8 protein-coding genes are annotated in these 12,231 nt (G+C 74.5%); 1 reads left to right on the top strand and 7 read right to left on the bottom strand.

The window, feature by feature from the left end:
• Window positions 1-152: 152 nt before the first annotated feature.
• On the bottom strand, window positions 153-335 hold the full coding sequence (locus ACP4IX_RS04115) for a hypothetical protein (RefSeq protein WP_279565064.1): 183 nt from the start codon (window positions 333-335) through the stop codon (window positions 153-155).
• A gap of 589 nt (window positions 336-924) precedes the next feature.
• On the opposite strand from ACP4IX_RS04115, the gene ACP4IX_RS04120 reads away from it, so the two are divergent.
• Window positions 925-2,406, top strand: coding sequence for a protein kinase domain-containing protein (locus ACP4IX_RS04120; RefSeq protein ID WP_426518903.1), 1,482 nt, complete (start codon window positions 925-927; stop codon window positions 2,404-2,406).
• Window positions 2,407-2,518: 112 nt separating this feature from the next.
• Here the strand turns inward: ACP4IX_RS04120 and ACP4IX_RS04125 are convergent, their stop codons facing one another.
• From ACP4IX_RS04125 to ACP4IX_RS04150, 6 genes are all read right to left on the bottom strand, one after another.
• Window positions 2,519-3,337 carry a TrmH family RNA methyltransferase gene (locus tag ACP4IX_RS04125; protein WP_426554781.1) on the bottom strand — a complete coding sequence of 273 codons (819 nt, stop codon included), beginning with the start codon at window positions 3,335-3,337 and terminating at the stop codon, window positions 2,519-2,521.
• Window position 3,338: 1 nt separating this feature from the next.
• Entirely contained in the window at window positions 3,339-4,571 is a 1,233-nt protein-coding gene (gene cobA, locus ACP4IX_RS04130) for a uroporphyrinogen-III C-methyltransferase (RefSeq protein ID WP_426554782.1), read from the bottom strand.
• A gap of 219 nt (window positions 4,572-4,790) precedes the next feature.
• Window positions 4,791-8,888: a nicotinate-nucleotide--dimethylbenzimidazole phosphoribosyltransferase gene (gene cobT / locus ACP4IX_RS04135; RefSeq protein ID WP_426554783.1), complete on the bottom strand. Its 4,098-nt coding sequence runs from the start codon at window positions 8,886-8,888 to the stop codon at window positions 4,791-4,793.
• 348 nt (window positions 8,889-9,236) lie between these two features.
• The gene (cbiE, locus tag ACP4IX_RS04140) at window positions 9,237-10,457 is read right to left on the bottom strand and encodes a precorrin-6y C5,15-methyltransferase (decarboxylating) subunit CbiE (protein ID WP_426554784.1); all 1,221 of its coding nucleotides are present in this window, start codon (window positions 10,455-10,457) and stop codon (window positions 9,237-9,239) included.
• 120 nt (window positions 10,458-10,577) lie between these two features.
• The gene (locus tag ACP4IX_RS04145) at window positions 10,578-11,216 is read right to left on the bottom strand and encodes a GNAT family N-acetyltransferase (RefSeq protein ID WP_426554785.1); all 639 of its coding nucleotides are present in this window, start codon (window positions 11,214-11,216) and stop codon (window positions 10,578-10,580) included.
• 147 nt (window positions 11,217-11,363) lie between these two features.
• On the bottom strand, window positions 11,364-12,191 hold the full coding sequence (locus ACP4IX_RS04150) for a MetQ/NlpA family ABC transporter substrate-binding protein (RefSeq protein ID WP_426554786.1): 828 nt from the start codon (window positions 12,189-12,191) through the stop codon (window positions 11,364-11,366).
• Window positions 12,192-12,231 lie beyond the last annotated feature (40 nt).

The raw sequence follows: 12,231 nt of genomic DNA on the forward strand, positions 1-12,231 counted from the left end.
CGCCCGCCCCTCCGCCGCCTTGAGGCAAGGGCAATGCCGGCGCAGCTCCCCAGCTGCGCCGGCATTCTGCCGTCCGCCGCACCCCCGTCCCCACGGGGTTTCATGGATGGATATCCCCGCCCGGACCGCTCTTCCGGGCCTGGGGTCGCCGCTCAGCGCCCCAGCATCACACCCACGGACGACGCCTGTGTGGCCACCGTCTCCCACCCGTCGAAGACGAGGAGGAGCAGGGCCGCCAGGGGCAGGGCCATGAGCGTCGCCACCAAGGGGTGGCGACGTCCCTGACGGCGGCTCTCCCGTGTGCGGACCAGCGTCCGCGGTACCGTCTGGGCCATGGTCCCTCTCCTGACCGATTCCGTTGTCTTGGGCAGCGGCGGGCGTCTGACCTCGGGGGACGAGTGCTGCACCCGCCGCTTGACCTCAAATCTAGGCGTCCGGCGACCGCCCGACGTCATGCCCTCGTACCGAATGCCGGGCCTCCCGGAGGATGAGCCGTGACCTGCGGTGTACTCCCCTGGGTGGAGACCGGGGCCCGGGTCTCGGGGTCTTCCCGGAGAGGGCGCCCGCCGTGCCCCGGTATCTCCTCGCCGTCCGGTGACATCGCTCACTTCCGCCGGCTCCCCCCGCGCCCCCGCCCCCGCCCGGCACGGGACCGCGCCCGCCACCACGCCGCGGGTGCGGGGCGTCTCCACGGCGTCTTCCACCGTGTCCGCTCGAACGTCCCCTCCTGGTCCAATGCCCGTCCCACGGAGGCCGATTGAGCGCCCCGACAGGTCGGGGCCGACCCGCTCCCCCGTTCCCCGGCCGCGCCTCAACTCTCCCGTCCCGCACTGACAATCCGTCGCTCCGAGAGGGCGCGGCCTCTGCGCGCGGACGGCCGTGGAAACGTAAGCTGTGGCTCGTCACAGGGACCGGGCAGCGGGGATGAACATGGCGATGATGCGCCTGAGGCGCGAGGACCCGCGCGTCGTCGGCTCGTTCAGGCTTCACAGGCGGCTCGGCGCGGGTGGAATGGGCGTGGTCTACCTGGGCTCCGACAAGAAGGGGCAGCGGGTCGCGCTGAAGGTCATCCGGCCTGACCTGGCCGAGGACCAGGAGTTCCGCTCGCGGTTCGCCCGCGAGGTCTCGGCCGCCCGGCGCATCCGCGGTGGCTGCACCGCGCGGCTGGTCGCCGCTGATCTGGAGGCGGACCGTCCCTGGTTCGCCACGCAGTACGTGCCCGGCCCCTCCCTGCACGACAAGGTCGTCGACGGGGGTCCGCTCGGCGCGGCGGACGTCGCCGCCGTGGGCGCCGCCCTGTCCGAGGGACTGGTCGCGGTGCACGAGGCCGGTGTGGTGCACCGGGACCTCAAACCGTCCAACATCCTGCTGTCCCCGAAGGGGCCGCGGATCATCGACTTCGGCATCGCCTGGGCGACGGGCGCCTCGACACTCACACACGTCGGCACGGCGGTCGGCTCTCCCGGGTTCCTCGCGCCGGAGCAGGTGCGCGGGGCGGCGGTCACGCCGGCCACGGACGTGTTCTCGCTCGGCGCCACACTGGCGTACGCCTCGATGGGCGACTCGCCCTTCGGTCACGGCAGTTCCGAGGTGATGCTCTACCGCGTGGTGCACGAGGAGGCCCAACTGCAGGGTGTCCCCGACGCCATCGCCCCGCTGGTCCGGGCGTGCCTGGCCAAGGACCCCGAGGAGCGCCCCAGCACCCTGCAGCTGTCGCTGCGGCTCAAGGAGATCGCCACCCGGGAAGCGCAGGGCCTGGCCGACGTGCGGCCGCCCGCGCCGCGCGGTTCGGAGGCCGACCGGCCCACGGGGCGGCTCGCCGACACCTATCCGGAGCGTGGTCAGCGGCGTCCGCAGGGCCGGCCGGGTGCACCGGGCACGCCCGCACCACGGAACACGTCCGGGACGGGCCGGGGGCCGGCGTCCGCGCGCGGCGGTGATCCGTCACGCGGTGGCGCCCCCTCGCGCGGTGGCACGCCGTCGCGCAACGGGTCCGCCACCCGGGGCACGGGCGCCTCGCGCGGCGGCGGAGCGGGCGCACGGTCCGGGTCACGGCCCACGCCCGCCTCCCGCAACAACCCCGGCCGGAACACCTCCCGCAACGACAGCGGCGGCCGGCCCGCGCCGCGCGGCGGGGCCGGCCGTACGGCGCCGAGGACCACCGGGACCGGATGGCGGCGGCCCGCCAACCCGCGGCTGCTGCGGCAGCGCCTGTTCGTGTTCGTGGTCGTGACACTGCTGGTCGCGCTGGGCATCGCCGCCGCGCAGGGCTGCCAGGGACCGTCGCAGGGGCTCGGCGACGACCGGAACGGCGTTCGGACGCAGCAGGAGCAGGTCGACGTACGCGGTGACGCTCCGGGACGCCAGGCTCCAGGACTGCAGGCCTCGGAGAACGCCGGCCGGTGAACCGCGGCGGTCGAACGCGTCGGCGTTCCCGCGGTCGACGGGAGAGCCGGGCGGTGCCCCGCTCCCGGCTCTCGTGGCCTGCGGCGCGGAGGCCGAGCTACGGCGGCGGACGTTACGCCGAGGGCCGGCCCGTCGCCACCGCGTAGAAGGCGACCGCCGCCGCCGCGCCCACGTTGAGGGAGTCGACGCCGTGGGACATCGGGATGCGGACCCACTCGTCGGACGCCGCCAGAGCCCGCCGGGACAGGCCGTCGCCCTCGGCGCCCAGCATGAGGGCCACCCGGTCCATCCGGTGCGGGGCGACCTCGTCGAGGGCCTCGGCCCGCTCGTCGGGGGTGAGGGCGAGGAGCGTGAAGCCCGCCTCGCGGACCGTCTCCAGACCGGCCGGCCAGGTGTCCAGGCGGGCGTACGGCACGGAGAAGACAGCGCCCATCGACACCTTCACGCTGCGCCGGTACAGGGGGTCCGCGCAGTCCGGGGAGAGCAGGACCGCGTCCATGCCGAGGGCGGCGGCGGAGCGGAAGATGGCGCCGATGTTGGTGTGGTCGTTGACCGACTCCATGACGACGACCCGGCGGGCGGTGGGCAGCAGGCCGCCCACCGCGGGCAGCGGCTTGCGCTGCATGGAGGCGAGCGCGCCGCGGTGCACGTGATAGCCGGTGACCCGTTCGGCGAGCGCCGGGTCGACGACGTACACCGGGGCGGGCGCCTCGTCGATGATGTCGCGCATGGTGTCGACCCACTTGGCGGAGAGCAGCATCGACCGCATCGCGTAGCCCGCTTCGCCGGCCCGCCGGACGACCTTCTCGCCCTCGGCGATGAACAGGCCCTCGGCGGGTTCGCGTCGGCGGCGCAGTTCGACGTCGGTCAGGCCGGTGTAGTCGTGCAGGCGCGGGTCGTCGGGGTCGTGGATCGTGATGAGGTCGGCCATGTCACGCCGTCCCGTGCGGGCCGACGCCGACGACCTCGCCGACGACGATGACGGCGGGGGGCTTGACCTCCTGCGCGACGACCGTCTCGGCGACCGTGGCGAGGGTGGCGTCGACCCGGCGCTGGGCGGCCGTCGTGCCCTCCTGGACGAGGGCGACCGGGGTCTCGGGGGACTTGCCGTGCGCGACGAGGGTTTCGGCGATCTTGCCGATCTTGTCGACGCCCATGAGGATCACGAGCGTGCCGGTGAGTTTGGCGAGGGACGGCCAGTCGACCAGGGAGCGCTCGTCGTCGGGGGCGACATGCCCGCTGACCACGGTGAACTCGTGGGCGACGCCCCGGTGGGTGACCGGGATGCCGGCCGCGCCCGGGACCGAGACGGAACTGGAGATGCCGGGGACGACGGTGCACGGGATGCCCGCCTCGGCCAGTGCCTGCGCCTCCTCCATGCCCCGGCCGAAGACGAACGGGTCGCCGCCCTTCAGCCGTACGACCGCCTTGCCCTGCCTGGCGTGCTCGATCAGCGCGTTGTTGATGGCCTCCTGCGCCATGAAGCGGCCGTACGGGATCTTCGCCGCGTCGATGACCTCCACGTGCGGCGGCAGTTCGGCGAGCAGGTCGCGGGGGCCGAGCCGGTCGGCGATGACGACGTCGGCCTCGGCGAGCAGACGGCGGCCCCGGACGGTGATCAGGTCCGGGTCGCCGGGGCCACCGCCGACCAGGGCGACTCCTGCGGTGCGGGTGCGGTGGTGCGGGGCGACGAGGGTGCCGTCGCGCAGTCCCTCCACCACCGCGTCGCGGATGGCGGCGGTGTGGCGGGGGTCCCGGCCGCGCGCGTTCGTGGTGAGCACGGCGACGGTCACGCCCTCGCTGTGGCCGGTCGCCGGGGTCCAGGCCGTGGCCCGGTCCGCGTTGTCGGACCGGACGCACCACACGCGGTGGCGCTCGGCCTCGGCGGAGGCGGCGGCGTTGGCCTCGGTGTCACTGGTGGCGATCAGGGCGTACCAGGCGTCCGCGAGGTCGCCTTCCGCGTAGGCGCGACGCTCCCAGGCGATCTCGCCCGCGTCCGCCATGGCCTCGACCGACGGGGTCGCCTCGGGCGAGACGAGGCGGATGTCGGCTCCCGCCGCGATGAGGGCGGGCAGGCGGCGCTGGGCGACCTGACCGCCGCCGAGGACGACCACGCGACGGCCGGTGAGGCGGAGGCCTACGGGGTAGGCGGGGTGTTCGGCCATGAGGGAGGGCTCCTCGTCCTGGCGGTGCGGTGGGCGCTGCGGCTCTGGAGCGGCCCTGACGTGCGGATTCTATGAGACGTGTGGATGCGCGGGTATCCGTGAGGCGCGCGGACGCACAGTGGCCCGGGGGCCTGCGGGGCGCGGTGGGGCGGTTCGGCGTACGGCGGGGGCGGGGCGGCGACGGTTCTGCGCCGTGCCGCCCCTCCCCCTGCCGCGGGGCTACTTCTCGGTGACGCCCGCCGAGTCGAACGTCGCCACCTCGTGCATCGCCCGCGCGGTGCTCTGCACCATCGGCAGGGCGAGCAGCGCGCCGGTGCCCTCGCCGAGGCGGAGGTCGAGGTCGACCAGGGGGCGCAGGCCGAGCTTGTTGAGCGCGGCGACGTGCCCGGGCTCGGCGCTGCGGTGACCCGCGATGCAGGCCGCCAGCACCTCGGGGGCGATCGCGCGGGCCACCAGGGCGGCGGCGCCCGCGCTGACGCCGTCCAGGATCACCGGCGTGCGCAGGGAGGCGCCGCCGAGCAGCAGGCCGACCATGGCCGCGTGTTCGAAGCCGCCGACCGCGGCGAGGACGCCGATCGGGTCGGCCGGGTCGGGCTGGTGCAGCTCGATCGCCCGGCGTACGACCTCGGTCTTGCGGACCAGGGTCTCGTCGTTGATGCCGGTGCCCCGGCCGGTGACCTCGGCCGGGTCCGCGCCGGTGAAGACGGAGATGAGCGCGGCGGACGCGGTGGTGTTGGCGATGCCCATCTCGCCGGTGAGCAGCGCCTTGTTGCCGGCCGCGACCAGGTCGCGGGCGGTCTCGATGCCGACCTCGATGGCCCGCTTGGCCTCCTCGCGGGTCATCGCGGGGCCGGCGGTCATGTCGGACGTGCCCGCGCGGACCTTGCGGGGCAGCAGGCCCGGCGTGGCGGGCAGGTCGGTGGCGACCCCGACGTCCACGACGCACACCTCGGCGCCGACCTGGGTGGCGAAGGCGTTGCAGACCGCTCCCCCGCCCAGGAAGTTGGCCACCATCTGGGCGGTGACCTCCTGCGGCCAGGGAGTGACGCCCTGGGCGTGCACCCCGTGGTCCCCGGCGAACACCGCGACGGCCGCGGGCTCCGGGATCGGCGGCGGGCACTGGCGGGACAGGCCGGAGAGCTGGGCGGAGATGATCTCCAGCATGCCGAGCGCGCCGGCCGGCTTGGTCATGCGCTTCTGCCGCTCCCAGGCCTCACCGAGCGCCTTGGCGTCGAGCGGGCGGATCTGTGCGACGGTCTCGGCAAGCAGGTCGTGGGGGTCCTCTCCGGGCAGGGCGCGTCGGCCGTACGTCTCTTCGTGCACGACCCACGACAGCGGGCGTCGCTTGGACCAGCCGGCCTGCATCAGCTCGGGCTCGTCCGGGAACTCGTCGACGTAGCCGACGCACAGGTACGCGACGACGTCCAGGTGCTCGGGCAGGCCGAGGGCGCGGACCATCTCGCGCTCGTCGAAGAAGCTGACCCAGCCGACGCCGAGGCCCTCGGCGCGGGCGGCGAGCCAGAGGTTCTCGACGGCGAGCGCGGAGGAGTACGGCGCCATCTGCGGCTGCGTGTGGCGGCCGAGGGTGTGCCGGCCGCCGCGGGTCTGGTCGGCGGTGACGACGATGTTGACCGGGGTGTCGAGGATGGCCTCGATCTTCAGTTCCTTGAACTGCTTGGCCCGGCCCTTGGGGAGGGACTTCGCGTACGCCTCCCGCTGACGTGTCGCCAGTTCGTGCATGGTGCGGCGGGTGTCGGCGGAGCGGATGACGACGAAGTCCCAGGGCTGCGAGTGGCCGACGGAGGGCGCGGTGTGGGCGGCCTCCAGGACGCGGAGCAGCACCTCGTGGGGGATGGGGTCGCTACGGAAGCCGTTGCGGATGTCACGGCGTTCGCGCATGACCTTCAGGACGGCCGCCCGTTCGGCGTCGTCGTAGGCGGGTGCCGCCGGGCCGGCGGACCGCCGTGCTTCCGTCACCGCGGCCGTGTTCATGGCGTGCGGGGCTTCCTGGTTCTCGCCGGTCTCCTGGTGCGCCTGGCCGGCCTGCGCCGCCTCGGCCGCGAGGTCTTCCTGGTCGGCGGCGTGGGTGTCCAGGTCGTCGGCGGTCTGGAGGAGTTCCGGGTCGGCCTCGCGCGGGGCGGGGACCGTGGGGACGGGGCCCGGCGTCTGCGCGGCCGCCTGGGCCCGCGGAGGCTGGACGAGGGCCTCGGCCTGCGTCGGGGCGAGGCGCGGAGTGGTGGGTACCTGACCGCCCTCGACCGGTACGAACCGGCCTGCGGACTCGTCGGGGTGCTGCCCCGCGGGCCGGTCGGGGCGGACCGCCTCCGGCCGGCCGGTGCTTGGGGGCGCCGCGTCGGGTTCCGCGGGCACGGGCGCGGTGCCCGTGGGCGCAGCGTCGGTTTCCGCGGGCACCGGCGCACTGTGGTGCGGGTCCGCTTCCCGGGGCACACCGGCGTCCATCAGGGACTGGGGGCCCTGAGCGGGCTGCGGGGCGTCCGGGACGGGCCGGTGTGCGGCGGGCCGGCCGTCCGGCTGGTGTGCGGCGGCGGGCCGGCCGTCCGGCTGGTTCTGGGCTGCGGGCTCGACATCCGGGTGCGGTGGGGTGGCGTCCTGCGGGACCGACTGGGCGTCCGGCTGCGGGGCGGCGGCATCCTGCGGAGCCGACTGGGCCTCCGGGTGCGGGGCCGCGGCATCCTGCGCGGCCGGCTGGACGTCCGGCTGCGGCACGGCGGCATCCTGCGGGGCGGACTGGACGTCCGGCTGCGGGGCGGCTTCGTGCGGGGCGGCGGTGTCCTGCGGGGCCGACGACTGCGCGTCGGGCTGCGCCTCCGGCTCGGGCCGCACGGACGCATCCCCTGCCGGTACCGACTGCGGCACGACGGCGTCCTGGGGCGCGGACTGCGGGACGGCTGCTTCCGGCGGGGCCGACGACTGCGCGTCGGGCTGCGGGTGCACGGTCTCTGCCGCGGCGGGCTGCGGGTGCACACCCTCTGCCGCGGCGGGCTGCGCCTCCGGCTCGGGCCGCACGGACGCATCCCCTGCCGGTGCCGACTGCTCGGCAGCGGCCGGTACCTCCGGGGACGGCTCGGGTTCCGCGGGCTCCGGGGCGGCCGCGTCGGGTCCCTGGACGTCCGGGACCACGGCTGCGTCGGCGGGCGGGGCTTCCTGCGGCTCGGGAGCCTCGGCCGGCTCGACCGCCTGGACGGGCTCGGGCCCAGGTGTCTCGGTGGCCCCGGCCGCCGCGGGGGCTTCCTCCGGCACCGGCTGCTCTGTGGCCTCCTGGACGGGTGGGGCAGCCTGGGCGGACTCGGTCGGGGGCTCCGACGTACCCGCTCCGGCGGCCGGAACGGCTTCCTCCGCCGGGTCGGGGACCGAGGCGGGCCCGGCGGTCTGCTCCGCTTCGGCCGCGGGGGCGGGCGGCGCGACGCAGGCCGGTGCGGGCCCCTCGCCCGCCACCGCCTCGGCCACGGGCTCGTGCGCCTCGTCACCGGCGGTCGGTGTCTTCGGGCCGTACGTCACCTCATTGCCCGGCACGGCATCGGGACCGTCGGCGTCGCCGGCGTCGCCGGCCACGGTCTCGGGCTGCGCCTCGGCAAGGGCAGGAGCGTTCCCGGCCTGAGCCTCGGCCTCGCCGGCCGCCCCGCCCGTAGCCGCCACGGCCTCGGTCGCCACGCGGGTCACGAGCGCCTGGGCCGCGCCCACCGGCTCGGGCACCTGTACCGTCGCCCGTTCCGGTACCGGAGCAACCGTTTCCGCATGCACGACCCCGGCGTTCACCGGAGCCTCCGCGGCCTGCGGAGCGGCCTGCGGAGCGGCCTGGGTGCCCCACGGAGCCGCCCCCTGGGGCGGCATCGCGGCGGCCTGCGGGGCGTCGAGGTACTCGGGACCGGCGGTCTGCGGCCCGGCGTGCCGGACCGGCGCGTCGGCCGGGCCGCGGTCGGCGAGGGAGCGGACCGGGCTCGCCGAGGTGTCGGGGATCGGCGGACCGAGGTGCAGCGGCCTGCGCGGCGGAACCGGGGCGGACGCGGGCGCCGGGTCGGGCAGGCGGACGCCGCCGAGGTCGACCGAACCGCTGTCGCGGCCGGACATCTCGTGCGGGCCCGGCTGGTGCACGGTCTCGACGACCGGCTCCGGCGCGGGTGGCGCGACCTCGTTGCCCCAGGCACTCTGGGCTCCCGGCAGCAACAACAGGTCCTCGTCCTCGGCGGTGGTCTCGGAGAGGTAGGTGTACGCGCCGGGTGCGGGGACGCCCGGCTGCTCCACCATGCCTGCGTTCTCCGGCAGCCCCTCGCCCGGGATCTGGCCGGTGTCGGTCATGCGTAACCCCTCGCCCATCGGTTAGTGCTTCTACGACCAGCTGCACCCGGGACGGCGCACCGACCGCCCCGCAGTGAAGAACGAGCGTGCGTGCCCAGCGGCACGAACGACCCGCCGGAAAAGACGACAAAGCCATTGAGTGGCATTGTCGCGGTCCTTCCCCCGTCACGACAGCTTGATCCGCGACGGCCCGCTGTGGACTGCGCCACGTTGCGCGTCCTCCGGTTCTGCCGTACCGCCCCCAGCCCGGAACGGGCCGGTTTCTACGGACATTGACCGGTGAACGGCCGAGTGTCCGAGTGCGGTACAACAATCCGCCAGCCTACCCCGCGCGGTACGACAACCCGATCACGGGGCGCGGTCGGGGAGGACCCCGCTGAGCAGGAACGCGACGCTCCGCTCCGTCTCCGTCCAGGCCCGGGTGTCGAGTCCGACGGATTGCAGCAGGGCGCACTCGACCCGGTAGCCGTGCTCCGTCAGGTCCCTGCCGACGAGTTCGGCCGCGTCGCGGGTCGCGGCGTGCGCGACGATGCGCTGCGGCCGCCGGTCGGCGACCGCGGAGACCACGGCCGCTCCCCCGCCGCCGACGCGGACGACGTCGGGCTCGGGGAGGTCCTCCAGGACGTGCGGGGCCGTCCCCTGCACGATCTGGAGCCGGGCACCGAAGTGACGTGCGGTGGCCTCGGTGCGGGCGCAGGCAGCCGCGTCGCGGTCGACCGCGATGACGGCGGCGCCGCTGCGGGCGGCCTCGGTGGCGAAGGCGCCGCCGCCGCAGCCGATGTCCCACACGAGGTCGCCGAGGCGCGGCCCGAGCCGGGCGAGTTGGGCGGTGCGGAGCAGGTCGGTCTCGCCCTCGCCGAGTTCGCCGCCGTACGCCTCGGCCGGCAGGGCCCAGCCGCGCGGCCCGGCGGCGGGGTCGCGGCCGGCGATCCAGCCGGCGCCGTCGGTCGCGGTTCCGGGACCGACGCTCCCGCCGACGACGATGACGACGTTCGGTACGCGCCAGGTGTGGTCGGCGGCCTTGTCGGAGGTGACGACGGTGACCCGTTCGCGGACGGTGCCGAGTTCCTCGCAGATGACGAACGTGCGGTGGACGCCGTCCATCAGCAGGCCCAGTTCGGCCGGTCCGGCACCGGGGGAGGTGAGGACCGCGACCTTGGTGTGGGCCCGGCATACGTTCACCGCGCGTCGCAGGGTGCGGGGATGGGCGACGACCACATGGGCGTCGTCCCAGGGCATACCGGCGCGAGCGAAGGCGGTGGCCACGGAGGAGACCGCCGGGACGACTTCGACCTCCAGGCCGAACTCGGGTGCCCGCAGCGTGCGTACGACGCCGAAGAAGCCGGGGTCGCCGTCGGCGAGGACGACCGTCGTGCCGCGGTGGCCGGCGATGCGGCGGGCGGCGAGGGCGACGCTGCCGAGGCGGATGCGTTCGGCGGTGGGCGGCACCTCGGGAAGTGCCAGGTGGTGGGCCGCGCCGGCCACCAGTGTGGCGGCGCCCAGTGCGGAGCGTGCCGCGGCGGTCAGCGGCGAACCGTCCCAGCCGATCACCGTGACCCGGTCGGCCATCGTCGTCAGTCTCCAGGGTTTTCGCAGGTCGTCGTGGTCGCAAAACCGTACGCGGCGCGCCCCGTGAGGGTACCTGGTGCGGCCCGGGGGCGGGGCGGTGGCGGAGTCGGCCCCCGTGGATCAGTTCCAGTCGGTGAACGTGGTGAAACCATCTGTGTCGGTCAGCTGCCCGGCCGCGCCCTCGATGTCCTCCGGCAGCAGGCTCCACACGATGAAGTCGGTGCGTATGTCCGTCCAGACACCGTCGTCGGTGCGGACCCGGGCTATGCAGGCGTTGCGCAGGACCCCCTCGCTGATGCAGCCGATCTTCTGGGCGACCTGCTGGGAGGCGGTGTTGTCGGCGGCGGTGCGCAGCTCGATACGTTCGAACTTCTGGTCGCCGAAGAGCCACTGGGCGGTGGCGAGCGCCGCCTCGGAGGCGTAGCCCTCGCCCCTGGCCCAGGGCGCGACGATGTACGACAGTTCCGTGGACCGTACGTGCCAGTTGGTCTTGGTCAGCTGGACGATGCCGACCAGCCGCTGGGTGAGGAACTCGGTGACCGCGAGGTCGAGTCCCCGGCCTGCCATGCGCTCGGCGGGGGCGTACTCGCCGATCCAGGTGTGTGCGCCCTGCTCGGTGAAGGGCTGCGGGACGTGGGTCCAGGCGGCGACCTGCTCGTCGTTCATCATCGCGGTGAGGGCGGGGACGTCGTCCTCGTCGAGGGGGCGCAGCACCAACCGCTCCGTGCTGATGGAGATGTTGGGGAAGGTGCTCGTCATGCGCCGCTCCGTAACCTGTGTGACCGTCAGGGCCTGCTCGAACTGCCCAGCATGCAGCATGCAGGCACTCAACCACACCACGGGGTCCGCCCCGGTCCGGAGCGGACCCCGTACCGGAGGGACCCCAGTGCGGTGCGGGCGGTGCGGTCAGAAGGCGGGCAGGACGGCGCCGTCGTACGTGTCCTCGATGAACTTCTTCACCTCGGGCGAGGTGAGCAGCTTCGCGAGCTTCTTCACCCGCGGGTCGTCCTCCTGGCCCTCCTTGACGGCCAGCAGGTTGCTGTTCGGGTTGCCCTTGGCGGATTCCAGGACGAGGGCGTCCTCGGCCGGCTTGAGGTCGGCCTCGATGGCGTAGTTGCCGTTGACGACCGCGGCGTCGACGTCGTTCAGGGAGCGCGGCGTGGTGGCCGCCTCCAGCTCCTCGAACGTGAGGTTCTTCGGGTTCTTGGTGATGTCCGCGGGGGTCGCCGTGGTGCCGACGCCGTCCTTGAGGGTGATGAGCCCGTTGGCGGCGAGGAGCTGGAGGGCGCGGCCCTCGTTGACGGTGTCGTTCGGGACGGCGACGGTCGCACCGTTCCTCAGGTCCCCGGCCTTGTCGACCTTGTTCGAGTAGAGGCCGAGGGGCTCCAGGTGCACGTCGACGACGGACACGATGTGCGTGCCGCGCTTCTGGTTGAAGTCGTCGAGGTAGGGCTTGGTCTGGAAGAAGTTGGCGCCCACCGAGCCGTCCTCCGTCGACGTGTTCGGCGTGACGTAGTCGGTGACCTCCTTCACCTCCAGCTCGAGGCCCGCCTTCGACGCCAGGTTGTCCTTGACGTAGGTGAGGATCTCGGCGTGCGGGACCGGGCTGGCGGCGACGACCAGCGGGCCGGAGGTGTCGGAGGCGGCGTCCTTGTCCGAGCCGCAGGCGGTGAGCCCGAGGGTGAGGGCTCCGGTGGCGAGGACGGCGGTGGTGAACTTGGCGGTGTTACGCACGAAAAGTGCCTTTCCTGAGGTGGTGCGACCCCGTCTCGGG

The organism is Streptomyces sp. WG5, assembly GCF_049974565.1.
Taxonomy (GTDB): Bacteria; Actinomycetota; Actinomycetes; order Streptomycetales; family Streptomycetaceae; genus Streptomyces.

Excerpts from the sequence above, each read along its gene's own strand:
- ACP4IX_RS04115 (WP_279565064.1), bottom strand. The coding sequence starts at position 335 with ATGGCCCAGACGGTACCGCGGACGCTGGTCCGCACACGGGAGAGCCGC.
- cobT (WP_426554783.1), bottom strand. The coding sequence starts at position 8,888 with ATGACCGACACCGGCCAGATCCCGGGCGAGGGGCTGCCGGAGAACGCA.
- ACP4IX_RS04125 (WP_426554781.1), bottom strand. The coding sequence starts at position 3,337 with ATGGCCGACCTCATCACGATCCACGACCCCGACGACCCGCGCCTGCAC.
- ACP4IX_RS04120 (WP_426518903.1), top strand. The coding sequence starts at position 925 with ATGAACATGGCGATGATGCGCCTGAGGCGCGAGGACCCGCGCGTCGTC.
- cbiE (WP_426554784.1), bottom strand. The coding sequence starts at position 10,457 with ATGGCCGACCGGGTCACGGTGATCGGCTGGGACGGTTCGCCGCTGACC.
- cobA (WP_426554782.1), bottom strand. The coding sequence starts at position 4,571 with ATGGCCGAACACCCCGCCTACCCCGTAGGCCTCCGCCTCACCGGCCGT.
- ACP4IX_RS04145 (WP_426554785.1), bottom strand. The coding sequence starts at position 11,216 with ATGACGAGCACCTTCCCCAACATCTCCATCAGCACGGAGCGGTTGGTG.